The organism is Rhodococcus sp. DMU2021, assembly GCF_019641445.1.
In the GTDB taxonomy this organism is placed as follows: domain Bacteria; phylum Actinomycetota; class Actinomycetes; order Mycobacteriales; family Mycobacteriaceae; genus Rhodococcus; species Rhodococcus pyridinivorans.
In genome coordinates this window covers 113,119-138,350 of sequence record NZ_JAIFKB010000017.1, presented here as the reverse complement: position 1 = coordinate 138,350, position 25,232 = coordinate 113,119, and the positions used below count along the sequence as shown (strand labels likewise).

Below are 25,232 nucleotides of genomic sequence, written 5' to 3'. Positions count from 1 at the left end.
ACCCGGAAGCTAAGCCTGTCTGCGCCGATGGTACTGCACTCGACAGGGTGTGGGAGAGTAGGACACCGCCGAACACCCGTTCCGAAAGGGGACCCACACTGTGGGTCCCCTTTCGTGTTTTATTATGCAGAAAATGTGCCGGCTCAACGGTTTTCGAGAACCGGCACGAGCTGCTTCCCGGTCCGCAGACGAACCGGGAAGCAGCCGGAGAATCAGGGGCGCGGTGCCTTCGGACGCGCGACCGGCCGCGGCAGTGCACGCGTCAGACGCGGAGCCCAACCGTGCGACGGCCAACGCTTGAGACCCAGCCGGTCCGGCGTGACGCGAGTGTTCACGAACTTGCCCTCGAGCTCTTCGTCGGCCTCCCCAACGAACCGGTAGAGGATCGTGCCGCCGTTCTCCTCCGTGCGAGCGGCTGCCTCCCACCCGGTAGCGCGGTAGACCGCGCGGACGATGTTGTCGGCGACGACGATGATCGGCAGTCCGTCGATTCCACGCGCCGCCGATCCTGCCGGCCACGGCTTGGACGCGAGTTCGCGCACCGCAGCCGGCGACGCCTTCTTCGCCTCGTTGACCCGCAGCACGACGCACGGCGTCGGCAGTTCGGGAGCGGGCGAGGCCGAGTACTGACGAACGAGCTCGGCGATCGGGATGGCGGCGCGGTCGGCTTCGGACTCCTCGGTTGCGCCCGCCAGGTTGGTGAGTACGCATTCGCCGCGGTGCGGTTCGGTCAGTCCGAGCGCCGCGATGACCGCTTCGGCCGTCACTGCGGCGGTATGGTCGGCGTCGGTCTTCGGGTTCAGCGCGTCGGCCACGACGAAATGCTCCACCGCGTAGCCGGACTCGTAGACGGTTCGGATGCGCCGCAGAGCCGCCTCGGTCTCGGGGGTGGCCAGCGGTGTCTTCTCGCCGGCCTCGGTCAGCTTCGAGGTCTCTCCGAGCGCCGTCCAGACGAGGGTGAAGATACGATTTCCGCGTCCGGCGCCGACGTAGAAGATGCTCCGGTCGCGAGGGTCGAGCAGGGCGTAGACGTAGGCGCCGAGCTGGTCGCAGATGTTCTTCGGAAGCAGTTTCGGGCTGGGGGCGCGGTCTTCGACATGGTTCACGAGAGCCCGCAGGACGGTCAGGCGCAGTGCCACGGGGACCTTGCCGGCGGAGCCGCCGAACAGTTCGCGGTTGGCTGCGTCCACGGAACCGAAGGTGCGTCCGATGTGACGGCTGAGGGCGCCGAGCGCGTGGGTGAACTCCGCAAGTCTCTGGCGTGGATCGTCCGCTGTATCCGGCAACTCGTTGCTGGTCAGGAACATCTGGATCTCGGGAGATTCCAACAGAGTTTGGGCAATGTTCGGAGGAACTGTCCACACTGTGCGCATAGAGCGACTCTAGGCCACACACAAGATTGGGGAGTCGCTCCGCGCAGGCGCCGCGCCGCCGAATCCGGAGGAAGAACCCGAGGAGAACCCGAGCCGGATAAGCTCGCGTGCCATGACAGCGGTGCGGACCCGTTCCCGTTCTCGGTTGTTGCGGGACACCGCGTCGTCCGCGCAGGTCGAAGCACTTCTGATCATCACGGTCGCGACCATCCTCGTCACCCGTCTGTACCTGCATCTGACGGGCTATCCGCAGGTCGGCGGGTCGGTCCTGCACATCGCTCACGTGCTGTGGGGCGGTCTGCTCATGGTCGCCGCGTTGATGGTCTCGTTGACCTTCATCGGAAGGGCGCCCGACCGCATCGCGGTGCTGCTCGGCGGAATCGGGTTCGGCCTGTTCCTCGACGAGGTCGGCAAGTTCGTCACGAAGACCAACGACTACTTCTACCGACCCTCGGTGGCGATCATGTACGTGGTGGTCGTGCTGCTGCTCGTCGTCAATCGAGCGGTGCACCTCCGTCGCGGGCCGTCGCCCGACGAGTATCTCGCCAACGCCGCGCTCACGGCGACGGACGGGCTCACCCACGGCCTGACCCCGACCGATCGCGACCAGGCGCGAGTGCAGCTCGAACGCGCACGTGAGGGTGGAGTCGACCCCGAGGTCGTCGAACAGATCGATCTCCTGCTCGCCCGGTGCCGGGAGGTACCGTCGCGCTTCTCGTGGGTGTCGCTCCGGCTGCCGGAGCGACTGCGAGGTGAGCGCAGCGTCCGCGTCGCGGCAGCCCTGCTCACCATTTTCTCCGTCGGCATTCTCCTCAATGCCGCTGCGACCTTGGAGGAGGATCTCGCCGCGCGGACGAGCAACGTGGTGACCGTGATCCAGCTCGTCGGCTCCGGCGTCACCGTCCTGCTGTGCGTGGTGGGATCGGTGGGCTTGTGGCGGCGGCGAAGGTGGGCGATCCGTGCACTCCGGACGGCCGCGTTGATCACCGTCTTCTTCGTCGACGTGCTGGAGTTCGCCGTCCAGGAGTTCGGGGCGCTGCTCAACGTCGCTGTGGGCGCCGCGGCGCTGTCGGTGTTCTCACACCACCTGCGTCAGATGTCCCGGCACGAGGCGTTGCCGGACACGGCGTGAGCAGGTGGGCCCCGCCGCAACCGTGTTGTGGACGAATCACGGCACCGCTGCCCACCGTGTGCGCTTCGTCGCATACCGTATAGACCGTGAGCACCCCAGCCTCTGACGCCACCGGTTCCGCGTCGACGTGGCCCGCGCTACTCACGTGGCGTGCGGCCGATGCGTCTCGGATGGAGTCGGTACGAGTACAGCTCTCCGGCCGCCGCATCAAGGCGTCCGGTCGCATCGTGGGTGCGGAGTGCACCGACCATCCGGCCTTCAGCGCGTCGTACGACCTGGTGACGGATGAGAACGGTGTCACCCGCCGATTGTCGGTGCGCACCACCCTCGCTTCGGGCGAACGGCACATGTCCCTCACCCGGTCCGAAGAGGGCATCTGGATGTCCGACAACGGCATCGACCATCAGCGGTCCACCTTCGGCGGGGCGTTGGACGTCGATGTGGTGTTCAGCCCGTTCTTCAACGCCCTGCCCATCCGCCGGCACGACCTGCAGGCCGGAGCCGACGACGTGGAGGTGCCCGTCGTCTACGTCAACCTCATCGATCTCAGCATCGAGGAGGCGACGGTCGTCTACAGCAGTGCGTCCGACGGCATCCATGTGCTGTCGCCGCGCTCGTCGTCGTCGGTGACCGTCGACGAGGACGGCTTCGTCCTCGAGTACCGAGGACTCGCCTCCCGCATCTAGGGCTGTCCCGACGCCTCCACCGCCATCGCCACGGCGAACGCGGCCGATTCGGCGGGGTGGCTACCGTGCCCGTGCGTTCCGCCGGTGAGGCCGACGATCTGGAGTCCGACCGGCGACGACCCGCCGTCAGGAGCCGGCACCGACAGGGCGGGGACACCGAGGACGCTGAACGGGACACACATCTGCAGCAGCGGTGCGCGCAGCTCGACGGGATCGCTCGTCAGCGGCGCCGAACGCACGCCGGTAGTGACGGTGATCAGCGCGTCGAGCTTGTCCACGGTGCGGAGGCGGTGCACGACGTCGTGACGTAGTCGCGCCACCGCCCGGGCCGCGTGGATGTATTCGTAGGCCGGCCGGTCGCGTTGCGCGGCGAGCAGAGCGGCCGTCGGAGGCTGGTAGCGGTCGGGATCGGCTTCGAACCACGCGCGATGCGTCTCGTATGCTTCCGAGCCGGTGACCACGGGATACAGCTCGAGCATCTCGTCGGTCTCGGGCAGTTCCACGTCGACGACGCGGGCGCCCAGATCCGTGAGGGTGCGGCACGCCGTCTCGACGGCCTCGTCGAAGACGGGTGACAGATCCCAGATGCCGCCCCGCAGGCGTCCGATGCGCAGTTCGGAGACCGGGGTGCGCAGGTGCGCGATGCCCGGAAGGGCGCCCCACGCGAGTGAGGCGTCCAGAGCGTCGGCGGCGAGCAGACCGACGTGGTCGAAGGTCGTCGACAGCGGGAACACGCCCTGCTCGGGCAGGGCACCGAAGCCCGGCTTGAATCCGACGATCCCGCACAGCGCCGCCGGGGTACGGACGCTGCAGCCGGTGTCGGTTCCCAGCGCGACGGGCACGACGCCCCTCGCGACCAGCACTGCGGAGCCCGACGACGAACCACCGCTGATCAGGTCCGGGTTGTGGGGGTGGGGGGCCGCGCCGGACACATTGATCAACCCGGTGGGCCCGTAGGCGAACTCGTGGAGATGGGTCTTCGCCACCACGATGGCTCCGGCTTCGCGGAGCTTCTCGATGACGCGAGCATCGCGCCGGGCCGGAGGCGCATCGGCGAGGACCGCGCTGCCGCAGCGGGTGGGGAACCCGGCGACGTCGATGTTGTCCTTCACCGCGACCGCGACGCCGTGCAACGGGCCGATCCAGCTCCCGGCGGCGATCTGCTCGTCGGCGAGGGCTGCGGCTTCGAGCGCCGCCTCGTCGTTGCGGGCGGCGACGGTGTTCCCCCAGGGGGTCCCGACGAGGGCGTCGAGTTCGGCGAGAACCGAGCGGACGTGTTCGGTGGGGGTCGTCTTGCCGGTGGTCAGCGCCGAGGCGATGTCGCGGAGGTTCATCGTGTCCACACTCCACCGCGTCGTCCGGCCTCGCGGAACGCTGCGATCCAGCCCTCGTCGCCGGGCTGCGTGCCGACGATGGGGTCGCGACGGCGCTGTTCGTAGCGGGTCCGAGCCGCGTGACCGGCGCGGGTGAGTTCGGAGGTGCTGCGGTCGGCCAGTTGCTCCCGGGCCGTTCTCAGCACCTCGAGTGTCTCGTCCAGCGCGACCAGCAGGGCTTCCGCGTTGCCTTCGCACATCGCGTCGACCAGGGCCGGGGCCGTCGCGGCGACCCGCGTGCCGTCCCGGAAGGAGCCGGCGGCGAGACCGAGTGCGAGATCGCCGCCTCCGGCGCCCGAGAGGGCCAGCGCTTCGGCGAGGAGATGGGGGAGATGGGAGACTCGCGCGACCGCCGCGTCGTGCTCCCGGGATTCGGCGGGCACGACGACGGAGCCGCAGTCGAGCGCGAGGTCGGCGACCTGCCGCCACACCTCGGGATCGGTGCCGTCGTCGACGGTCACCACCCACACCGCGTCGCGGAACAGGTCGGCGGTCCCAGCGGTCCAGCCGGACTCCGCCGTACCTGCCATGGGGTGTCCACCCACGAAACGCCGCGACAGGCCGTGAGCGGCGACGGCAGCGGCCACTTCCGCCTTGATGCTCACCACGTCGGTGAGCGCGACCTCGGGGGCGTGCTCGGCCACCGCCTCGAGGATGCTGCCCACTGCCGGCATCGGCACCGCGATCACCACCAGGGCGCTGGTGTCGGCTGCGCGACGCAGCGTGGCCGTGAGGTCGGTGGACGCGTCGAAGCCGTCGGCGACGGCGGCCTCCACGGCCTGCGACGACCTGTTGTAACCCCACGCCTGCCTTCCGGTGGCCGCGGCAGCGCGCAGCAGAGAACCACCGATCAGACCGAGGCCGAGGACACAGACGGGCGGGGAAGAGACGGCTGAGGACACCTCATCAGGTTGGCATATCCCGTGCTGGGCTTCATTCACCGGACGTGGCCGACTACCGTTGCGCCCATGGCTGCACAGCGTGTAGGGAACAAGAGCCCTTCCGTGACCCAGAGCGGGAACCCCGCCGGGAATTCGAGCGACGACCTCGACGGCTTCGCCGTCGCCGTGACGCGGGAGGAAGGTCGTTGGAAGTGCCGGGTGTTGTCCGGTGCCGCACTGACGAGTCTCGATACCGCAGTGACCGAGTTGCGGGAGCTGAGAAGTTCCGGCGCAGTCTTCGGTCTGCTGAATGTGGACGACGAATTCTTCATCATCGTGCGTCCCGCACCTGCGGGAACGAGGTTGCTGCTGTCCGACGCGACGATGGCCGTCGACTACGACATCGCAGCCGACGTCCTCGATGCGCTGAACATCGAGATCCCCGATATCGATCCCGACGAGCTCGACGACATCGAGCCGTGGGAGGAAGGCGACCTCGGCATCCTGGCCGACATGGGTCTGCCCGAGCCGGTGCTCTCGGTGATCCTGTCGGAGACCGACCTGTATCCCGACGAGCAACTCGACGAGATCGCCCAGCGACTCGGTTTCGACGACGTCCTGGGTAACACCCTGGACAAGCTCCGTTAGATGGGGCTGCGCGACGACGAGGCATTGATCCGGGTCGCGCTGGAGGCCGCCGCTGCCGCGCCCGCCGGTGACGTACCGGTGGGCGCGGTGGTGTTCGGGCCGGACGGCACCGAGATCGCGCGAGCGGCGAACTCCCGCGAGGCCACCGGCGACCCCACAGCGCACGCCGAGGTGCTCGCTCTGCGCGCGGCAGCGCAGGCCTACGGCGACGGATGGCGTCTCGAGGGCGCAACCCTCGCCGTGACCCTCGAACCCTGCACGATGTGCGCGGGAGCGTCGGTGCTCTCCCGGGTATCGCGGGTGGTCTTCGGGGCATGGGAGCCGAAGACGGGCGCCGTCGGGTCGCTGTGGGACGTGGTGCGCGATCGGCGCCTCACGCACCGTCCGGAAGTGCGCGGTGGTGTGCTCGAAGCCGAGTGCGCGGCCGTGCTCGAGGCGTTCTTCCGGGAACATCGAGGGCCGGCTTCGGAGCTGTGACCAGGCGATTTCAGGATGAGGCCTGCAATCCGCTAGAGTCGTCAGCGGTGGCGTGACCGAGCGGCCGAAGGAGCGCGCCTCGAAAGCGCGTGACGGGTAACCCCCGTCCGTGGGTTCAAATCCCACCGCCACCGCCAGAGAGCCCCTTACCTGTTAGTGCAGGTGAGGGGCTTTTCTCATGTCTGCAGGTCGCCAAGGCCGGGGTCCGAAGCATCCGCTACGGCTTTTGCTATCCGCCGCAGCAATTGCTGTGGCGGATAGCGAACTTGATTGCGAGTGGACTGCGGAGTCGACGAAGCGCCCGAGGGAGACGACGAGACCTACGGATTCGGTCGGCAGCGGCCCTTGGGGGTGTCACGTCGGCTGATCCTGATGGACCGCCGCGGGCACGGCGACTCGCCGGATCTCGACGGGGCCCATCGCACCGACTACGAGGTGGACGCCGCCGACATCGTCGAACTGCTCGGTGACGGCGCCCATCTCGTCGGACATTCGTACGGTGCGGTCGCAGCGATGCTCGCGGCGGTGGAACGGCCGGACCTGGTGCGGTCGCTGTGCCTGATCCAGCCCGGGTGCCTGAAGGTTGCGGAGAGCGAACCGGTGGTCGCCGAGAACCTCGCCCGCGCTCGCGCGTCCCAGGTGACGCTCCCGCCCGAGCTCACTGCGGAGGACTATCTGCGTCTCATCACGGAGAGCGTCGGCATGCCGCCGGCGGAACCCACCCCGAAGCGACTACGCGCAGCGGCGACGTCGATGCGGGAGAGACCGTGCTGGGACGCCGACATCCCCCTCGAGTCGCTCGCGGCGGCGCCGTGGCCGAAGCTCGTCGTCGTCGGTGACTGGGCGGGCGCACCCGACGAGTACAAGCGGCTGGCGGGAGATCCGCTGACGGTCACGGCGCGGGTCGTCGCCGACCGGATCGGGGGAGAACTGCTCGAAGTTCCCGGTTTCTACCCGCACGTCCAGCAGCCGGAACGAGTCAACGAGGCGCTCGAGGAACTGTGGAGTCGGGCCGACGCCCGGTGACGAGAGGTCGGCCGACGGCGTCGGCGACCACCACGGCGAACATCCACAGCCCCGCCGCGACACCGGCGACGGCTGCCACCGCAGGCGATGCGAGACCGCCTGCCAGACCGACGATTCCGATCACCAGCATTCCCCAGCCCATGACCCGGAACATCGCGCGGCCGAAGGCCCGTGCGAAGGGAACGAAGTGCGCACCGACGACGCAGACCACCCACGCGACCGTCAGTTCCGAACGATCGAACAACGCGAGAAGCCTTGCGCCACCGACGATCAGCACGACCATGGCCGCGACCGACACGAGGTAGATCGTCGATGCCTGCTTCGAGGGCGGCTCCACTGCTCGAAACTCCGCGGTCGTATGAGCACGGCCCAGACGAAAACAGCGATGGCGCAGAACCATCCGACAACGACGATCCAGGTCCACGGTGATCCCAGAGCGGCACCGTTCACGAGCATGAAGGCCGACGCGCCACCCGCGCCGATCAGCGCTCCCCACACCTCGGGACGATGGGTCGCTCGGTAACCCCTCGCCGTTCCCGGCCCGAATCGCTCCGCAGGCGGTGTCGTGCGCATCCAGTTCCCCCATTCCGAGTCGACCACCGATCCGCCGGTGGACGCTAGCGGATGGGCGGCCGGTCGTCGTCAGAGTTCGCGCCAACTCCCGTCGTTCATGTCGTGTCCGTGCGCGGCCATCAACATGAGGCCGCCGTCGACGGGGATCGAGCGCCCCGTCAGGTACGACGAGCGTGGGGACGCGAGGAAGGCGACGACGGAGGCAACTTCGTTGACGTGCCCGGGACGTCCGGTGGGGTTGCCCGGTCGCTCCTCGTGGAAGGCCTCGGATTCGTCCATGCCGGTCATGGGCGTGGAGATCTCACCGGGAGCCACCGAGTTGACCGTGATGCCATAGCGGGCCCATTCGAGGGCGAGGCACTGCGTGAGCATGCCGAGGCCGGCCTTCGCCGTGCAGTAGGCGGAGGCGCCGTAGCGGGGGATGTGCTCGTGGACGCTCGTGATGTTGACGATGCGGCCGCCGCCCCCGGAGTCGATCATGTGTCGCGCGGCGCGTTGGGAGCACAGGAACGGGCCGTCGAGGTCGGTGGAGAGCATCTCCCGCCACCGTTCGAAGGACAGGTCGAGCACCTCGTCGCGGTGTCCGGTGCCGGCGTTGTTCACCAGCACCCCGAGACCGCCGAGCTTTCCGGTGAGTTCGTCGATCACATCGGCGGTGTCCGGGCTGGTCAGGTCCTGTCGGGCCACGAAGCACCGCTGTCCGCGCTGTTCGACCCCGGCGCGGGTGTCCTCGGCCCCGGCCTCGTCGGTGTGGAAGGTGATGCCGACGTCGAACCCCTCGGTGGCGAGCAGTTCGGCGGTCGCCTTGCCCATGCCGGAGTCGGCGCCGGTGACGATGGCGAGTCTGTCGTGAGCTGGAGTGGTCATGCGTCGTGGTTACCCATGAGCGCCCGCGGCACACTGCGAACCCACGGCAGACCGTGACCCACGGCAGACTGTGACCCCACGGCAGACTGGGGCCATGCGACTGCTGCTGCTCGCCGACACCCACGTACCGACGCGCGCCCGCGACCTGCCGTCGCAGGTGTGGGACGAGGTGGCCCGCGCGGACGTGGTGATCCACGCGGGCGACTGGATGGACGTGACACTGCTCGACGCGCTGGAAGAGCGGTCCCGGCAGCTGGTCGCGTGTTGGGGCAACAACGACGGTCCGCTCCTGCGGGAACGGCTGCCGGAGGTCGCGCGGGTGACCCTCGACGGTGTGCGCGTCGCGGTGGTGCACGAGACCGGGGCGTCGACCGGGCGCGACAATCGGATGGCCGCGGCCTATCCCGACACCGACGTCCTCGTCTTCGGCCACTCGCACATCCCCTGGGACACGACCGCGCCGAGCGGATTGCGCCTGCTCAACCCGGGTTCACCCACCGACCGGCGTCGGCAGCCGTACTGCACCTACATGACCGCGACCATCGACGACGGCGTGCTCCGCGACGTCGAACTGCATCGGCTCGGGTGAGGGCGATCGAAGGGGAGGTTGTGTGCGTATTTTCGCGAACGGACGCACGCAACCTCCCCGAACTCAGTCGCTCGGGCCGATCAGTTTCCGCACGACTTTCAGGAGTTCGTCGACGTCCTCGGGCGGCGTCGTGCTTGTCTCGCCCGACATGGCGGCGCCGTAGTAGAGCCCGTCGCCGATGAGCATCACCGCTCGTGCCGCAGCGGGATCGGTGACCTCGTCGGACAGTGCCTCGAACCAGCCCTGATGGATGCGGCGCAGCGCCTGCTGGGCGCGCGGGTTCGCGGTCTGGCTCAGGCGGGTCAGGGCGACGATGGCCCGGTCGAGCGGGGTGTCGGCGAAGACCGAGGTGCGGATGTAGTAGGTCGCCGGTCCTTCGGGAGCCGTGCGCATCAGTTCGGCGTCGTCGGCTGCGAGTGTCTCGAGGTGTTCGGCGAGAGCCTCGACGAGGGCGTCCTTGGACGGGAAGTGATAGAGCAGACCACCTTTGGACACGTTCGCCGCCGCGGCGACGGACTCGAGTGTCGCGGCGCGCTCGCCCTGCTCGAGCAGGATCGTCACGAAGGCGTCGAGAAGTTTGGCGCGGGCGGCAGGGGCAGGTGGCACGGCCCGATCGTACGACGTGGTTACTGTACCGTCCAGCTGGTACAGTAACGACGGTTCGATTCCTCTCTCGCGAAAGTTCGATATCCGTGGCGACATCTGTGCCTGTTTCGGAACCCACCGTGACGAAGGCGGCTCCTCGGGACTGGGTCGCGCTCGCGGTACTGATGCTTCCGGTGCTGCTCGTGTCGGTCGACAACACCGTCCTGGCCTTCGCGCTGCCCGGGATCTCCTCCGCGCTGCAGCCCACCGCTGCGCAACAGTTGTGGATCATCGACATCTACCCGCTGGTGCTCGCAGGTCTGCTGGTGGCGATGGGCAGCCTCGGCGACCGCATCGGGCGACGCCGCCTGTTGCTCATCGGCGCGACCGGATTCGCCGCCGTCTCGGTCGCTGCGGCCTACGCACCGTCCGCGGAACTGCTCGTGACCGCCCGCGGTGCACTCGGCTTCTTCGGGGCCATGCTCATGCCGTCCACGCTGTCGTTGCTGCGCAACATCTTTCTCGATGCCACCCAGCGCCGTCTCGCCATCGCGATCTGGGCCTCGTGTTTCGCGGCGGGCGCTGCACTCGGGCCGATCATGGGCGGATTCCTGCTCGAACATGCCTGGTGGGGCTCGGTCTTCCTGTTGGCCGTGCCGGTGCTGATCCCGCTGCTCGTGCTCGCGCCGATGTTCGTCCCCGAGTCGAAGGACCCGAATCCGGGCCGCATCGACATCGTGAGCATCGCGCTGTCACTGCTGACCCTTGCGCCGATCGTCTTCGCGATCAAGAAGATCGCCGACAGTGGCCTCGGTGCCGTCGCCGTCGTTCCGGCCGTGGTCGGTGTGGTCGCGCTCGTCGCGTTCGTGCGCCGGCAGTTGCAGCGCCCGAACCCCATGCTCGACGTCCGTCTGTTCCGCGTGCCCACCTTCTCCGGTGCCGTCGCGGTGAACCTGCTGTCCGTCGTCTCCCTCGTGGGCTTCCTGTTCTTCGTGTCCCAGCATCTGCAACTCGTGATCGGACAGAGCCCGATGGAGGCCGGACTGAGCCTGGTCCCGGGACTGGCGGTGATGGTCGTGGCCGGGATGTCGGTCGTCGCGCTCGTGCGGTGGGTGCAGCCGTCGTCGATCATCGTCTGCGCGCTCCTGCTCTCGGCGACCGGCTACGCGCTGGTGTTCCTGCTCGCCTCACCGTCGGCGCTCACCCCGATCATCGTGGCGTTCGCGGTCCTCGGCGCGGGTATCGGTGCGGCGGAGACGCTGTCGAACGACCTCATCGTGTCGAGTGTCCCGCCCGCGAAGGCCGGTGCCGCGTCGGCGGTGTCGGAGACGGCCTACGAGATGGGTGCCGTGCTCGGTACGGCGATCCTCGGGTCGGTGCTCTCCGCGTCCTACACTGCGCATCTCCTGCTCCCTGCCGGGCTGAGCACGGAACAGTCGGAGGTTGCTCGGGAGACGCTCGGCGGCGCCCACGCCGTGGCCGGGAACCTGCCCGCCGACCGGGCCGACGCGTTGCTCGCCGCAGCAGGATCGGCGTTCGACAGCGGCGTCACGATCACCTCCGGGATCGGGGTGGTCCTCATGATCGCCTCCGCCGGAGTCGCGTGGCTCACGTTGCGCCCCCGCGGTGACGTAGCACCCCACACGGAATCCGACATCGTTTAAATTTGCAGGATGCGGAAACTGGTGTGGGCGCTCGTCGCCGTCGTGGTCGTGGCGCTGCTCGGCTTCTTCGTCGCCCCATGGGTGTACGGGACGTTCATCGCCGAGGACGACGCGCCCGCCGCGTCCGTCTCGACCGAAGGTGCCGAAGCCGCGACCGGTGAGCTCGACGGGGAGTGGACCGTCGTCGAGGGTGCCGAACCCAACCGCACCGCCGCCGGCTACACGGTGCACGAGATCCTGCGCGGGGCCGACGTCACCGTGGTGGGCAGCACCGATCAGGTCTCCGGTTCGGCGACCATCACCGACGGCACCCTCGAGGCCGCCGAGGTCGTCGTGCAGGTCGAGGGCATCACCACCGACAGTGGCCAGCGCGACGGCCAGTTTCGCACTCGGGTGATGGACACCGCGGCGCACCCGACGGCGACGTTCGCCCTCACCGAGCCCGTGGATCTGACGTCCCTGCCCGACGACGGCAGCATCGGTTCCGTCACCGCGACCGGCACGCTCACCCTGCGCGGCGCCGAACGGCCCGTGACCGTCGACGTCGACGTCCTGCGCACGGGTGAGCGTCTCGTGGCGTCGGGGAGCATCCCCACCACCTGGACCGATTACGGCGTGGAGCCGCCGAACCTCGGATTCGTGACGGTCGACGGCGCGGGCAGCGTCGACTTCCTCGTCACGTTCGAGCAGAACTGACGTTCTCGGTCTCCTCCGCGTGGGTCTGTTTCGGCGCCCAGCCGGGCGGGCCGAAGGCGTAACCGAGCTTGTCGCGGAACGTCCCGGCCGTACGCCAGTCGCGGGCGATCGCCCGGTACTCGTGCGTCTGCAGGTCCCAGATGTTGTACGTGCCGACGGGCTTGGTGAGCCCGTAGGTGGGCCGGTGGTCCTCGGCCTTGAAGGTGCCGAACATCCGGTCCCAGATGATGAGGATGCCCGCGTAGTTGCGGTCGAGGTAGTCGGGATCGGAGCCGTGGTGCACCCGATGGTGCGAGGGCGTGTTGAACACGAATTCGATCGGGCGGGGGAGCGTGCCGACCCGCTCGGTGTGCACGAAGAACTGGTAGACGAGGCTGACGGAGAAGCCGACGAAGACCATCCACGGTGGGATGCCGATCAGGGGGAGCGGCAGCCACATGATGATCTCGCCGCTGTTGTTCCACTTCTGGCGCAGCGCGGTCGCGTAGTTGAAGTACTCGCTCGAGTGGTGCGCCTGGTGGGTCGCCCAGACCAGGCGGACGCGGTGCGCCATCCGGTGGTACCAGTACCAGAGGACGTCGATGCCGACGAGCAGGATCACCCACGTGTACCAGGCGTCGGCGGGCAGGTGCCACGGTGCGACGTAGACCCACAGGGCCGAATATCCGACGAGGGCCAGCACCTTCCATGCGGCGCTCGTGACGATGGAGACCAGACCCATCGAGATGCTCGCGCGTGCGTCCCGCTTCTCGTAGCCGCCGCGCGGGGGGCGGGTGCGTCCGTCGGGGCCCGGCTCGACGTGTTCGAGGGTGCGGGCCGCGATCCATTCGAGGATCAGGAAGGTGAGGAAGGCGGGAATCGCCAGGGTCACCGGATCGTGGAGGGGGTCGAGCAGCGACCCCCACGATTCCTGCAGGGTTTCCCACATCGCAACGACCTCCGATAGCTGTGAACAACCGTCCACATTACCGCTGGTGTGGCTTGCATCACCAGGGCCCTCGAATCGGGACCCGGGTGGCGACTCGCGTCCTCACGATTCCGGGTGGTTCGGTATTGCTGGTAGGAATTGACCCGTCCCGTCGAGACGGGCCGGCCGACGACATCAGGCAGCGCGAGAGGCATGGCATGCACATCACCGCGAGGGTCGACTACGCCGTGCGGACCCTGCTCGAACTCGCGGCGATCGAGGACGGTCGCCTGACGAAGGCGGAGACCCTCGCGACGGCGCAGACCATCCCGCACAAGTTCCTCGAGGCCGTTCTCGCCGACCTGCGTCGCGGTGGGTTGGTGAACAGCCGGCGGGGACCGGAGGGCGGTTACTGGCTCGCGCGACCCGCGGCCGAGATCTCCATTGCCGACATCATCCGCACGGTCGAGGGCCCGCTGGCGTCGGTGCGTGGCGAGCGGCCCGAGGACGTCGTCTACAGCGGGGCGGCCGAACGGCTGCAGGACGTGTGGATCGCGGTGCGTGTGAACCTGCGCGCCGTGCTCGAAGAGGTATCGCTCGCGGATGTCGTCGCGGGAGACCTCCCCGGTTTCGTGGAGGATCTTACGAAGGATCCGGGCGCCTGGGAGCGTCGCCGGGTGTGAAGCCCGCGATAGGCCGGGAACGCCTGTGGGCGATGTCATAAATTTGCATGACTCTGCAAACTTACAGAACTCTGCAAAATCAGTAACCTGGATGGAGTGACCATCACTCCCGGCCTGCGCGACCGCAAGAAGGCGGCCACTCGTGCGGCTCTCGCGACCGCCGCGGCCGAACTCGCTCGTGAACACGGTCTGGCCGCCGTGACGGCCGATGCGATCGCAGCGCGCGCGGGTGTCTCGACCCGCACCTTCCACAACTACTTCGCGAGCAAGGAAGACGCCGTCCTCGCGTATCTCGAGACTCGGGTCGAGGAGTGGATCGACCTGCTGCGCGATCGTCCCGCCGACGAGGACATCATGGATTCGCTGCTCGCGGTGGCCCTGGACGTCGTGCAGAACCCCGACTGGCCGTTCGGCGAGATCGTCGCGTGCATCACCCTGCTCGAGGAGAGCAACGTGCTGTTGTCCCGGCAGATCGAGGTCGAGCGGCGTTCGTCGCAGTTGCTCGTCGAGATCATCGCCGAACGCACCGGCACCGACCCCGATGCCGACCTGTACCCCTCGCTGCTGAACTACGCCGCCATGGGCGCCGTGCGCGCGGCAATGGAGACACACGCGACCGGGACGACGGACCGGTCGGTCGAAGAGCTCATCCGCGAGGCGTTCGACCAGCTCCGACGCGGATTCTCCTGATTCCGGACCTCTGCCCGTTCCGACCATCCGACCCCACCAGGATCTTCCGACATAGAAAGGGTGCCCCGTGGCGACCTACCTGTACCGGCTGGGCAAGTTCGCCCACCGACGGAAGGGCGCAGTGCTGTCCTTCTGGATCGCGCTGCTCGTGCTCTTCGGGGTCGGTGCAGCAACCCTGTCCGGGCCCACCACGGACGCGTTCACGCTTCCGGGCACCCCCGCGCAGAAGACCCAGGACCTCATGGCGGAGCGGTTCCCGTCGACCGAAGATCCGATGAACGGGCTCAGCGCGCGTTACGTCTTCGCCGCGCCCGACGGGCAGACGCTCGACGACCCCGAGAACCTGGCCGCCGTCGACGAGGTCCTCGCCGCGGTCCGCGGCATCGACCGCGTCTCGCCGCCCGCCAAGGTCGACCCCGCCACCGCCTCGCCGGAGGAACAGGCCGGCGCGCTGGTCAACCCGGTCCTCGCCGACGCCGGTCTCGTCGAGCAGATGAAGGCCGTCGCCGCGCAGCAGGGCACCTCCGAAGAGGCTGCGCTGTCCGACGCCCAGGCCCTGTCGCCGCTGAGCGCCGACCGCACCGTCGGCTTCGTCACCGTCCCGTTCGAGGGCGAGATCACCGACGTCGACCAGGCCCTGCGCGACCAGATCTTCGACGCCGCCGAGATCGGCCGTGACGCCGGCCTGACCGTCGAGGTCAGCGGTACGGCTGCCGCCGAGATGGGCATGCCCGGTGGCACCGCCGAACTCATCGGCATCGGCATCGCCGCGATCGTGCTCACCCTGACCTTCGGCTCGCTCGTCGCCGCCGGACTTCCGCTGGTCACCGCACTCGTCGGCGTCGGCATCGGCAGCCTCGGCATCACCATCGCCTCCGGCTTCGCCGACCTCAGCTCGATGACCCCGACGCTGGCGGTCATGATCGGTCTGGCCGTGGCGATCGACTACTCGCTGTTCATCGTCTCGCGCTTCCGGCACGAACTCACCATCACCTCTGATCGCACCGAGGCCGCCGGCCGTGCCGTGGGCACCGCCGGTTCCGCGGTCGTCTTCGCCGGCCTGACGGTCATCATCGCCCTCATGGCGCTGAGCGTCGTCGGCATCCCGTTCCTGTCGGTCATGGGTTACGCTGCCGCGTTCACGGTGCTCATGGCCGTGCTCATCGCCGTGTCGCTGCTGCCCGCCGTGCTCGGACTGTTCGGGGAGAAGGCCTTCGCCGGCCGCATCCCGTTCCTGAACAAGCGCGGTTCCGACGACGACACCCCCAAGGCGGGCGCCAAGTTCGTCGGCCTGATCACGCGACGCCCGGCCATCCCGCTCATCGCCGGTGTGGTCCTCCTCGGTGCGCTCGCGCTGCCCGCCACCGGACTGAACCTCGCCCTGCCGTCGGAGGCCACCGCCGATCCGGCGACCAGCGCCCGCAAGGCCTACGACCTGGTCGACGAGGGATTCGGTCCCGGACGCAACGGCCCGCTGGTCGTCGTCGTCGACACCCAGAACGCCGACGTGGAGGCCCCAGTCGCGTTCGGTGCCGTCGTCGGCAAGCTGTACGAGAACGACGAGGTCGTCAACGCCCAGATCGTCGCGGTGAACGAGGCGGGAGACACCGCCCAGATCCTCGTCACTCCGCGCAGCGGCCCGACCGATCCCGCGACGATGGACCTCGTCCAGAGCATCCGCGACGGCGAGACCGAGCTGAACGAGGAGTTCGGCCTGTCCTACGGCGTGACCGGCCAGACCGCGCTCGAGGGCGACGTCTCCGACAGCCTCCAGAGCGCACTGGCTCCGTACCTCGCGGTCGTCGTCGGCCTCGCCTTCATCCTGCTGATGCTGGTGTTCCGCTCGATCCTGGTGCCGCTCACCGCAACCCTCGGCTTCCTGCTCAGCGTCCTGGCGACCTTCGGTGCCACCGTCGCGGTCTTCCAGGAGGGCTGGGGCGGCCTGATCGCCAACCCGCAGCCCATCGTGAGCTTCATGCCGATCATCCTCATCGGCGTCGTCTTCGGTCTTGCGATGGACTACCAAGTGTTCCTGGTGACGCGTATGCGTGAGGACTACGTCCACGGCGCGAGCGCACTCGAGGCCGTCCGCAGCGGCTTCGCACACGGCGCGCGCGTGGTGAGCGCAGCGGCGATCATCATGATCTCGGTGTTCGCGGCGTTCATCGCCGAACCGGACTCGCTGATCAAGTCGATCGGTTTCGCACTCGCCGCGGCGGTCTTCTTCGACGCCTTCATCGTCCGCATGGTCATCATCCCGTCGGTGATGGCGCTACTCGGCGACAAGGCGTGGTGGCTGCCGAAGTGGCTCGACCGGATCCTTCCGAACGTCGACGTCGAGGGCGAGAAGCTCACCCGCGAGCTCGGTGCCACCGAGCCCGCACCGGAATCCGCACGCGTGTGACGAACCCCCGGGCGGCCACGTACCCGACGCGGTGCGTGGCCGCCCGGATGGATCGTGAAGATTGCTGCAGGGAGTCGCAGGTAGCGTAATGCCCATGTTGCTACGGCTGTTGCGCCGCTTCATGGCGCCCTATCGGGGTGCCCTCGCGGGGGTCGTACTCCTGCAGCTGGTCGCGACCGGGGGCATGTTGCTGCTCCCGAGTCTCAACGCCGACATCATCGACAACGGCGTGGCGACCGGGGACATCGATTACATCGTCCGGACCGGTCTGCTGATGCTCGTCATCAGCGCCGTCGAGGTCGGCGCCGCGACCGGTGCCGTCTACTTCGCGGCGCGCGCCGCGATGGGCTTCGGCCGCGACGTGCGGCTCGCGCTCGTCCGGAATGTGGGGCGGTTCTCGGCGCGCGAGTTCGGGACGTTCGGTGCCCCGTCGCTGATCACCCGCAACACCAACGACGTGCAGCAGGTTCAGATGCTCGTGCTGATGACCTGCACCATCGTCGTGACCTCCCCGATCATGGGGATCGGTGGCGTCATCATGGCGATCCGCCAGGACCCCGGCACCTCGCTCGTGCTGGTCGTCGCCGTCCCGGTGCTGATCTTCACCATGGCCGCGCTCATCGCGCTCATGCTGCCCGGCTTCCGGGTCATGCAGAAGCGCATCGACTCTGTGAATCGGGTGTTGCGCGAGCAGATCACCGGCATCCGCGTGATCAGGGCATTCGTGCGCGACGAAACCGAGAAGGCCCGCTTCGACGGCGCCAACGACGACCTCACCGCCACCGCCTTGCGCGTCGGCCGCGTGAACTCCGTGCTGTACCCGGCGGTGCTGCTGATCTCGAATGTGAGCACCGTCGGCGTCCTGTGGGTGGGCGCCCACCGTATCGACTCCGGTGCGATGCAGGTCGGCTCCATCACCGCGATGATCACCTACATCGCCCAGATCCTCATGGCCGTGCTCATGACGTCGTTTGTCGCGATCATGGCTCCGCGCGCCGCGGTCTGCGCCGAGCGCATCCTCGACGTGCTCGACACCGAACCGACGGTGTCTTCGCCCGCCGAACCGGTCCGCGAACTCCCGACCCGCGTCACCCTCGAACTCCGCAATGCCGGTTTCTCGTATCCCGGTGCCGACGCTCCCGTGCTCAGCGGGGTGTCGTTCCGCGCCGACCCCGGTTCCACCACCGCGATCATCGGCGGCACCGGATCGGGCAAGAGCACCATGATGCGCCTCGTGCCGCGGCTCATCGACGTCACCGCCGGGCAGGTGCTCGTCGCGGGTGTCGACGTCCGGGCGCTCGACACCGACGTGCTGCGCTCGCGCATCGCCGTCGTGCCGCAAAAGGCCTACCTGTTCTCCGGCACCATCGCCGACAACCTCCGGTACGGACGCGCCGACGCCACCGACGACGAACTGTGGCACGCCCTCGAGGTCGCGCAGGCCGCCGACTTCGTCCACAAGACCGAGGACGGACTGAACACGGTCCTCTCCCAGGGCGGCACCACGGTCTCCGGCGGGCAGCGGCAGCGCCTCGCGATCGCTCGCGCCCTCGTCCGCCGGCCCGCCATCTACCTGTTCGACGACGCCTTCTCCGCACTCGACCCGGCGACCGACGCCCGCCTGCGCGCGGCGCTCGAACCCGAGACGCGCGACGCGTGCGTGCTCATCGTCGCGCAGCGGGTCTCCACCGTGCAGGACGCCGACCGCATCGTCGTCCTCGACAACGGCGTCATGGTCGATTCCGGGACGCATCTCGGTCTGCTCGGCCGGTGCCGGACGTACTCGGAGATCGTCGAGTCGCAGAGGATGGCCACGATATGACGACTCCGGAAGCGGCGGCACCGTCGCGTCTGCGCACCGTCCGCCGGGTGCTCGGCCTGCTCCACCCGCACCGCTACGCCGTCTACTCGGTGCTGCTCTCCGCCTTCCTCGGCGTCGTGAGCATGTCGGTGGCGCCCTTCGTGCTCGGCCGCGGCACCGACGTCATCTTCGACGGGGTGGTGGGCATGCAGTTCCCCGCCGGACAGACCAAGGAAGAAGCCGTCGCCGGTCTGCGCGCCGAGGGCCGCGACCAGTTCGCCGACATGGTCTCGGGGATGGACGTGGTGCCCGGACTCGGCATCGACTTCTCGGCCCTCGGCCGGATCCTCGTCATCGTCCTGGCGCTGTACCTGCTCTCGTCCGGTCTGATCTGGGTCGCCGCCTACGGCCTCAACGAGATCGTGCAGCGCGTCGTGCGCGACATGCGGTCGCGGATCGAACGCAAGATCCACCGGTTGCCGCTGCGGTACTTCGACACGCATTCGCGCGGCGACCTGCTCAGCCGCGTCACCAACGACATCGACAACGTCGCGGCGGGCATGCAGGAGTCCATCTCCCAGCTCGTCCTCGCGGTGCTGACGCTGCTCGGTCTCGTGGTGATGATGCTGTTCATCTCGCCGATGCTCGCGCTCGTCGCGATCCTGACCGTCCCGGCGTCGGTCGTGGCGACGGCAGTGATCGCGCGTCGCTCGCGCAAGCACTTCCTCGCGCAGTGGGAGACGACCGGCAAGCTCAACGGGCAGATCGAGGAAGCCTTCACCGGGCACGAGCTCATCACCGCCTACAGCCGGACCGCGGAGGTGCAGCGACGCTTCACCGACACCAACGAGTCGCTGTACCAGGCCTCCTACCGCGCGCAGTTCGTGTCCGGACTGGTGATGCCGTTCGTGACCTTCCTCGGCAACGTCGGCTATGTCGTCATCGCCGTGCTCGGTGGTCTACGGATCGCGTCGGGCACCGCGACGCTCGGTGAGATCCAGGCGATGATCCAGTACTCGCGTCAGCTCGTGCAGCCGCTCGCGCAGATCGGCGCGATGGTCAACCTCCTGCAGTCGGCGTCGGCGTCGGCCGAGCGGGTGTTCGCGGTGCTCGACGAACCGGAGGAGGAACCGGAGGTCGCGGCGCCGACGATGCCGTGGAGCCGGCACGGACTCGTCGAGTTCGAGAACGTCGCCTTCTCGTACACCCCCGATCGGCCGCTCATCGAGAACCTGTCGTTGCGGGCCGAACCGGGTCAGATGATCGCGATCGTCGGACCCACGGGCGCCGGCAAGACCACCCTCATCAACCTGATCCTGCGCTTCTACGAGGTCGACGCGGGCCGGATCCTCGTCGACGGCGTGGACATCCGTTCGATGTCCCGCGACGAACTGCGCTCGCGCATCGGCATCGTCCTGCAGGACACCTGGCTGTTCGGCGGCACCATCCGCGAGAACATCGCCTACGGCAATCCGTACGCCACCGAGAACCAGATCATGTCCGCGGCCAGGATGAGTTACGTCGACCGTTTCGTGCGGGCCCTGCCCGACGGCTACGACACGAGCATCGACGAGGAGAACGACGGCAACCTCAGCGCCGGTGAGCGTCAGCTCATCACGATCGCGCGGGCGTTCGTGTCCAAGCCGTCGATCCTCATCCTCGACGAGGCGACGAGCTCGGTCGACACCCGCACCGAACTGCTCGTCCAGCAGGCCACCGCGCGATTGCGCGACGACCGCACCAGCTTCGTCATCGCTCACCGCCTGTCGACCATCCGGAACGCCGACCGCATCGTGGTGATGGAGGACGGACGGATCGTCGAACAGGGCACCCACGAGGGGCTGCTCGAGGCGGCCGGTGCGTACGCGAGGCTGTACGACGCGCAGTTCAAGGCACTCGTGGAGTGAACGCGCGAGACTTCGGCGCGGCCTGATACAAAACATTCCGTCCTCGCGGGCGGGACGGGACACTTCTGGCCATGACGGAGGTGCGGACAACAGCGGTACGGTCACCTCTCGATCTCCTGCGCTCTGCGCGACCGGGGGTCTCCGTGCGATCTGGACGACCGGGGGTCTTCCGGGTCGACGAGACCACACCGGCGGGGCGGATCATGCAGCATCTGCGACGTGGGGGACCGGCGACGCGCACGATGCTCGCCGATTTCACGGGCCTGTCGGCGTCGACGGTCAACCGGGCGGTGACGTCGTTGCTCGAGCACGGGTTGCTGCGCGACCGCCCCGATCTCGCTCCGCGGGGACGGGTGGGACGGCCGCACGTGCCGGTGGAGGTGGACACCGAACGGGGTTTCCTCGCCGGTATCCATCTGGGGGAGCGGGAGACCCGGGTGGTTTCCGGCGACCTGCTCGGACGGGAACTGCACCGGACGACTTTCGCGACACCGGCGTCGGTGTTCGACGTCTTCGCCGCGATCGGTGCGGCGCTGCGGGTGCACGAGTCCCACCAGCGAGGCAGGCAGCCGCTGTGGGCAGGGCTCGCGGTGGGTGGTCTGTACGACGAGCACCGAGGGGCGCTCGACCACCCGCGACTGGGCTGGTGCGAAGCGCCCGTGGACGTGTTGTTCCGGGCGATCGTGCCCACGCCGTACACGGTCGTTCCGTACGTGGAGGCGGTCGCGGAGGTCGAATACCGCCGGTGCGAGAGCGCCTTCCGGCGACGACCCGAGAGCTGGCTGTATCTGTGTGCGGAGGAATCGATCTCGATGGCGTGGCTCGTGGACGGCCTCGCACGGTCCTCGGCCGACGACATCGAATCGTTCTGTGCTGTACTCGAACCGGGGAGTGCCGATGGCACCGACCCGTCGCCGAACCAGGCGGTGCTCCTCGGCCGTGCGGTCGCGCTGGTGCGCGACGTCGTCAATCCCGACGTGGTGACCGTCGGTGGTGAGCTGTTCACCCGACATGGACGGGAGCGCGAGGACGTGTCCGACGGTTACCGGCAGCAGTCGTCGTACAACGATGTGCCACTGCGGTTCTCGGAAGCCGATGACGATCTGCGGTCGGCGGCGGCGCTCGGTGCGGCGTCGCGGGTGATGTATGTCGACCCGATCGGCGCGATGCAGGCGCGGTGAGACGACAAGGTCTGGCGCATGCCGCTGATCGAGGTGGGGCGTCAGGCCGCTCCCGTTTCGGAAGGTCGGATTCCGGGAGGTCAGTGCAGCACTTCGCGCGCGGTGCGACGGACCGCATCGGTCAGCGCGTCGAGCACGGGGGAGTCCAGCCGCCACCGCTGCCAGTACAGCGGCACGGCGATCGGGTCGTCCGGGGCCAGGCTCACGAGATCGGTCGTGTCGGCGACCATCGCGTCGGGGAGCATGGCCCAGCCCAACCCCAGCCGCGCGGCCTCGACGAATTCGAGGGCGCCCGGAACGTAGTTGCGCGGCGGATTCAGCCGCCGCCGGGTCCGCTTGCGGACGAAGCGATCCTGCATGTCGTCCTTGCGGTCGAAGGTGAGCATCGGGGCCTCCCGCAGTTCGGTGGGGGTCATGCCCTCGGGGAACCAGCGTTCGGCGAAGTCCACGCTCGCCATCGCGTGATAGCGCATGGCGCCGAGCTTCTCGGACGTGCAGCCCTGCACGGGTTCGGGGACGGAGGTGACCGCTGCCATGGCGGTTCCGTCGCGCAACAGATCCGTGGAGTGGAACTCGTCCTCGCGGTGCAGTTCGAACAGGGCTCGGTAGCGCACGGGCATCCGGGCCAGGGCGCGCAGCATCCAGGTGGACATCGAGTCGGCGTTGACGACGAGCGGGATCGTGGCGTAACTCCCGGTGTCGGCGCCGAGACCGAGTTCCTCGGAGGCGTCCTGCTCCAGCCGCGCGACCTGCCGGGCGAGCCGCATCACCACTTCGCCGGCCGCGGTCGCGCTGACGGGCCGGGTCCGTCGCAGCAGTACCTGACCGACGTGTTGTTCGAGCGACTTGATGCGTTGGCTCACCGCGGACGGTGTGACGCGAAGAACAGCCGCCGCACCCTCGAAAGTGCCCTCGTCCAATACCGTTGCAAAAGTGCGAAGTTGAGCGAAGTCGAGATCCACATTAAGAAACTCTAATGCAGGTACAGCAAAATCAACTGTTCTTATCTCGACAGGATTCCTAGCGTCGATGCCATGTCACTCGTCGTCGCCGGATTCGTCACAGGTCTGTCCCTCATCGCCGCCATCGGTGCGCAGAATGCCTTCGTCCTGCGCATGGCGATCGCGCGACGATTCGTGCTGCCTGTGATCGCGATCTGCGTGATCTCCGACGCCGTGCTCATCACCGCGGGCATCGCCGGGATCGCGACGATCCTCGACCGCGCTCCCGGCGCGATCGACGTGATCCGTTGGGCGGGTGCCGCTTTCCTCATCTGCTACGGACTCTTCGCGGCACGTCGCGCGCTGAAGCCGTCGGCACTGTCCGCTGCCCCGGGCGGTGCCGTCACCATCGGCGCGGCCCTGCTGACCTGTCTGGCGCTGACCTGGCTCAACCCGCACACCTATCTCGACACCGTGCTCATGCTCGGTTCGGTGGCCAACCACTACGGCAACCCCGGCCGGTGGTGGTTCGGTGCCGGGGCGATCACCGCGAGCGTCGTGTGGTTCGCCGCCCTCGGGTACGGGGCCCGCTATCTGCGCGCCTGGTTCGCCAAGCCGTCCTCGTGGCGCATCCTCGACGGTGGCGTCGCGGTCCTGATGCTCGGCCTCGGTGCCGGACTCGTCGCCTCGTCCTGATCACTCATCTGCGTCCCGTGGGGGCGCGGTCGGGCTCGAGATGGCTGAACACCACGACACCGGGCAGCGCCTCGTCGAGATCGGCCTCGATGCGGTCGAGCAGGTCGTGCCCGGCCCGCACCGTCCAGTCGCCCGGCACCCGCACGACGAGGTAGACGAAGCGCTGACGTCCCGACTCGCGGGTGCGCGGCGGCAGGATCGTCACCACCCCCGGTTCCCGATAGCGGTCGAGGACGGCGTTCACCGCCGTCACGTCCTCCGGGGGAAGAACCGCGTCGAGCATGCCGATGACCGCCTGCCGCACGAGGCCGAAACCGATCCGCAGGATGTTCAGGGCGACGAGGATCGCCACGATCGGGTCGAGCACGTCCCACCCGGACAGCGCGACCAGCGCGACGCCGACGAGCACGCCCGCCGACGTCCACACGTCCGTCAGCAGGTGTTTCCCGTCGGCGACCAGCGTGATCGACCGGTGTGCCCGACCCTGCCGGATGAGCAGCAGACCGACCACGAGATTGAGCGCCGACGATCCGGCCGACAGGAGGAGACCGAGTCCGACCTCGGTCACCGGCTGCGGTGAGATCAGGCGCTCGACCGAGGTCCACAGGATCACCGTCGCGGCGGCGAAGACCATGGTGCCCTCGACCGCGGCGGAGAGGTACTCGGCCTTCCCGTGCCCGAAATCGTGGTTCGCATCGGCCGGCTTCGCGGCGAGACGTAGCGCCGCGAGACCGACGAGCGCCGCGACGAGGTTGACCCCGGATTCGAGTGCGTCCGACAACAGACCCACGGATCCGGTGATCCACGCCGCCGATGCCTTCAGCAGCATCGTCGCGAGCGCGGTCGCCACCGACAACAGCATGAACCGCATCAACACGCGGTGCTGCTGCGCAGAGGGCACCACCGGTCAGCGCTTGACGAGCGTGAGTTGCATCCCGGTGAGGTCGGTGGCCGTCAGCGCGACGTAGTCGTACTTCGGGGTGGGAACCCACGGCGACAGTCCGAGGGCGTCGATCCGCGCCGCGTCGTCGAAGCTCCGCAGGATCCGGGCGTGTCCGTGCAGCACGACGCTCCATGCGGAGTCCTCGCGGATCTCGTCCACCTCGAAGGCCACCTGCGGGTGCACCGCCAGTTCGGAGAGCTTGCTGCCCTCACCGCTGCGGAAGTACACCGTGCGATCGTCGGTGACGTAGTTGACGGGATAGATCTCCGGTCGTCCGCCGACGACGGTGACGAGGCGGCCCACCTTGCCCGTCGCGAGCAGGTCCCAGCACTGGTCCTCGTCGAGGGGGACGACAGGATCGTCGGTGTTCGGGTTGTCGCGCATCGCGTTCACTCCTCCGGTTCCGCTGCCGTATCCAGCACATCACGAACCGGCTTCCGGCGCAGTGGAACGCTCCGCCGGTTACGGTGAAACCGGCCGTCAGGACCGTGTTCGCCCGATCCGCCGAG

At 68.4% G+C, this 25,232-nt stretch carries 25 protein-coding genes and 1 tRNA gene; 16 read left to right on the top strand and 10 right to left on the bottom strand.

From position 1 onward, the window contains the following. Window positions 1-212: 212 nt before the first annotated feature. Window positions 213-1,328 carry a GIY-YIG nuclease family protein gene (locus tag K3M35_RS20885; protein WP_259444300.1) on the bottom strand — a complete coding sequence of 372 codons (1,116 nt, stop codon included), beginning with the start codon at window positions 1,326-1,328 and terminating at the stop codon, window positions 213-215. 157 nt (window positions 1,329-1,485) lie between these two features. On the opposite strand from K3M35_RS20885, the gene K3M35_RS20880 reads away from it, so the two are divergent. Together K3M35_RS20880 and K3M35_RS20875 are read left to right on the top strand one after the other, a co-directional pair. Continuing rightward, complete coding sequence (locus K3M35_RS20880) at window positions 1,486-2,505, top strand: hypothetical protein (protein WP_220666932.1); 1,020 nt, start codon at window positions 1,486-1,488, stop codon at window positions 2,503-2,505. An 86-nt stretch (window positions 2,506-2,591) separates the two neighbouring features. Continuing rightward, window positions 2,592-3,191 carry a putative glycolipid-binding domain-containing protein gene (locus K3M35_RS20875; protein WP_072740572.1) on the top strand — a complete coding sequence of 200 codons (600 nt, stop codon included), beginning with the start codon at window positions 2,592-2,594 and terminating at the stop codon, window positions 3,189-3,191. Here the strand turns inward: K3M35_RS20875 and K3M35_RS20870 are convergent. Further along, complete coding sequence (locus tag K3M35_RS20870) at window positions 3,188-4,534, bottom strand: amidase (protein ID WP_039586730.1); 1,347 nt, start codon at window positions 4,532-4,534, stop codon at window positions 3,188-3,190. The two genes, K3M35_RS20875 and K3M35_RS20870, sit on opposite strands and share 4 nt — an antisense overlap. Continuing rightward, window positions 4,522-5,484 (bottom strand): prephenate dehydrogenase, encoded by a 963-nt coding sequence (locus K3M35_RS20865; protein ID WP_024102734.1) that lies wholly within the window; start codon window positions 5,482-5,484, stop codon window positions 4,522-4,524. Before K3M35_RS20865 ends, K3M35_RS20870 begins: the two co-directional genes overlap by 13 nt. 48 nt (window positions 5,485-5,532) lie before the next feature. Between K3M35_RS20865 and K3M35_RS20860 the strand changes: the two genes are divergently transcribed. The 4 genes from K3M35_RS20860 (at window position 5,533) to K3M35_RS20845 (ending at window position 7,596) form a co-directional block, all read left to right on the top strand. Next, entirely contained in the window at window positions 5,533-6,093 is a 561-nt protein-coding gene (locus tag K3M35_RS20860) for a tRNA adenosine deaminase-associated protein (RefSeq protein WP_024102735.1), read from the top strand. Further along, window positions 6,094-6,570, top strand: a complete 477-nt coding sequence (locus tag K3M35_RS20855; RefSeq protein ID WP_220666931.1) for a nucleoside deaminase — start codon at window positions 6,094-6,096, stop codon at window positions 6,568-6,570. Between the two features lie 46 nt (window positions 6,571-6,616). Beyond that, window positions 6,617-6,707, top strand: a tRNA-Ser gene (locus tag K3M35_RS20850). 139 nt (window positions 6,708-6,846) lie between these two features. Further along, the gene (locus K3M35_RS20845) at window positions 6,847-7,596 is read left to right on the top strand and encodes an alpha/beta hydrolase (protein ID WP_308257098.1); all 750 of its coding nucleotides are present in this window, start codon (window positions 6,847-6,849) and stop codon (window positions 7,594-7,596) included. Here K3M35_RS20845 and K3M35_RS20840 read toward each other — a convergent pair. Both K3M35_RS20840 and K3M35_RS20835 read right to left on the bottom strand, forming a co-directional pair. Next, entirely contained in the window at window positions 7,550-7,933 is a 384-nt protein-coding gene (locus K3M35_RS20840) for a hypothetical protein (protein ID WP_259444298.1), read from the bottom strand. The two genes, K3M35_RS20845 and K3M35_RS20840, sit on opposite strands and share 47 nt — an antisense overlap. Before the next feature lie 305 nt (window positions 7,934-8,238). Next, a complete protein-coding gene (locus tag K3M35_RS20835; protein ID WP_006552535.1) occupies window positions 8,239-9,036 on the bottom strand; it encodes an SDR family oxidoreductase in 798 nt (265 codons plus the stop codon). 94 nt (window positions 9,037-9,130) lie between these two features. Here K3M35_RS20835 and K3M35_RS20830 point away from each other — a divergent pair, with 94 nt between their 5' ends. Further along, on the top strand, window positions 9,131-9,625 hold the full coding sequence (locus K3M35_RS20830; protein ID WP_006552534.1) for a metallophosphoesterase: 495 nt from the start codon (window positions 9,131-9,133) through the stop codon (window positions 9,623-9,625). A 63-nt stretch (window positions 9,626-9,688) separates the two neighbouring features. On the opposite strand, the gene K3M35_RS20825 is transcribed toward K3M35_RS20830, so the two are convergent. Beyond that, window positions 9,689-10,231: a TetR/AcrR family transcriptional regulator gene (locus K3M35_RS20825; RefSeq protein WP_019290308.1), complete on the bottom strand. Its 543-nt coding sequence runs from the start codon at window positions 10,229-10,231 to the stop codon at window positions 9,689-9,691. Between the two features lie 98 nt (window positions 10,232-10,329). Here K3M35_RS20825 and K3M35_RS20820 point away from each other — a divergent pair, with 98 nt between their 5' ends. Both K3M35_RS20820 and K3M35_RS20815 read left to right on the top strand, forming a co-directional pair. Then, window positions 10,330-11,874 (top strand): MFS transporter, encoded by a 1,545-nt coding sequence (locus K3M35_RS20820; protein WP_220666930.1) that lies wholly within the window; start codon window positions 10,330-10,332, stop codon window positions 11,872-11,874. 9 nt (window positions 11,875-11,883) lie between these two features. After that, window positions 11,884-12,570, top strand: coding sequence for a YceI family protein (locus K3M35_RS20815; protein ID WP_006552531.1), 687 nt, complete (start codon window positions 11,884-11,886; stop codon window positions 12,568-12,570). Here the strand turns inward: K3M35_RS20815 and K3M35_RS20810 are convergent. Continuing rightward, the gene (locus K3M35_RS20810; RefSeq protein ID WP_039586724.1) at window positions 12,551-13,498 is read right to left on the bottom strand and encodes a sterol desaturase family protein; all 948 of its coding nucleotides are present in this window, start codon (window positions 13,496-13,498) and stop codon (window positions 12,551-12,553) included. The genes K3M35_RS20815 and K3M35_RS20810 overlap by 20 nt on opposite strands. A 197-nt stretch (window positions 13,499-13,695) precedes the next feature. Here K3M35_RS20810 and K3M35_RS20805 point away from each other — a divergent pair, with 197 nt between their 5' ends. The 6 genes from K3M35_RS20805 to K3M35_RS20780 all read left to right on the top strand — a co-directional run bounded on the left by K3M35_RS20805 (window position 13,696) and on the right by K3M35_RS20780 (window position 22,143). Next, a complete protein-coding gene (locus K3M35_RS20805; RefSeq protein WP_220666929.1) occupies window positions 13,696-14,160 on the top strand; it encodes an Rrf2 family transcriptional regulator in 465 nt (154 codons plus the stop codon). Between the two features lie 96 nt (window positions 14,161-14,256). Next, on the top strand, window positions 14,257-14,850 hold the full coding sequence (locus K3M35_RS20800; protein ID WP_064061105.1) for a TetR family transcriptional regulator: 594 nt from the start codon (window positions 14,257-14,259) through the stop codon (window positions 14,848-14,850). Between the two features lie 67 nt (window positions 14,851-14,917). After that, the gene (locus K3M35_RS20795) at window positions 14,918-17,254 is read left to right on the top strand and encodes an MMPL family transporter (protein WP_006552527.1); all 2,337 of its coding nucleotides are present in this window, start codon (window positions 14,918-14,920) and stop codon (window positions 17,252-17,254) included. Between the two features lie 94 nt (window positions 17,255-17,348). Beyond that, window positions 17,349-19,076 carry an ABC transporter ATP-binding protein gene (locus tag K3M35_RS20790; RefSeq protein ID WP_006552526.1) on the top strand — a complete coding sequence of 576 codons (1,728 nt, stop codon included), beginning with the start codon at window positions 17,349-17,351 and terminating at the stop codon, window positions 19,074-19,076. Continuing rightward, complete coding sequence (locus K3M35_RS20785) at window positions 19,073-20,962, top strand: ABC transporter ATP-binding protein (protein WP_220666928.1); 1,890 nt, start codon at window positions 19,073-19,075, stop codon at window positions 20,960-20,962. Before K3M35_RS20790 ends, K3M35_RS20785 begins: the two co-directional genes overlap by 4 nt. A gap of 203 nt (window positions 20,963-21,165) precedes the next feature. Beyond that, on the top strand, window positions 21,166-22,143 hold the full coding sequence (locus K3M35_RS20780; protein ID WP_006552524.1) for a helix-turn-helix domain-containing protein: 978 nt from the start codon (window positions 21,166-21,168) through the stop codon (window positions 22,141-22,143). Window positions 22,144-22,223: 80 nt separating this feature from the next. On the opposite strand, the gene K3M35_RS20775 is transcribed toward K3M35_RS20780, so the two are convergent. Continuing rightward, window positions 22,224-23,105: a LysR family transcriptional regulator ArgP gene (locus K3M35_RS20775; RefSeq protein WP_024102747.1), complete on the bottom strand. Its 882-nt coding sequence runs from the start codon at window positions 23,103-23,105 to the stop codon at window positions 22,224-22,226. 72 nt (window positions 23,106-23,177) lie between these two features. Here K3M35_RS20775 and K3M35_RS20770 point away from each other — a divergent pair, with 72 nt between their 5' ends. After that, window positions 23,178-23,780 carry a LysE/ArgO family amino acid transporter gene (locus K3M35_RS20770; RefSeq protein WP_006552522.1) on the top strand — a complete coding sequence of 201 codons (603 nt, stop codon included), beginning with the start codon at window positions 23,178-23,180 and terminating at the stop codon, window positions 23,778-23,780. 4 nt (window positions 23,781-23,784) lie between these two features. Here the strand turns inward: K3M35_RS20770 and K3M35_RS20765 are convergent, their stop codons facing one another. Together K3M35_RS20765 and K3M35_RS20760 are read right to left on the bottom strand one after the other, a co-directional pair. Then, entirely contained in the window at window positions 23,785-24,651 is an 867-nt protein-coding gene (locus K3M35_RS20765; protein ID WP_220666937.1) for a cation diffusion facilitator family transporter, read from the bottom strand. A gap of 36 nt (window positions 24,652-24,687) precedes the next feature. Then, window positions 24,688-25,107 (bottom strand): pyridoxamine 5'-phosphate oxidase family protein, encoded by a 420-nt coding sequence (locus tag K3M35_RS20760; protein ID WP_006552520.1) that lies wholly within the window; start codon window positions 25,105-25,107, stop codon window positions 24,688-24,690. Window positions 25,108-25,232: the final 125 nt, after the last annotated feature.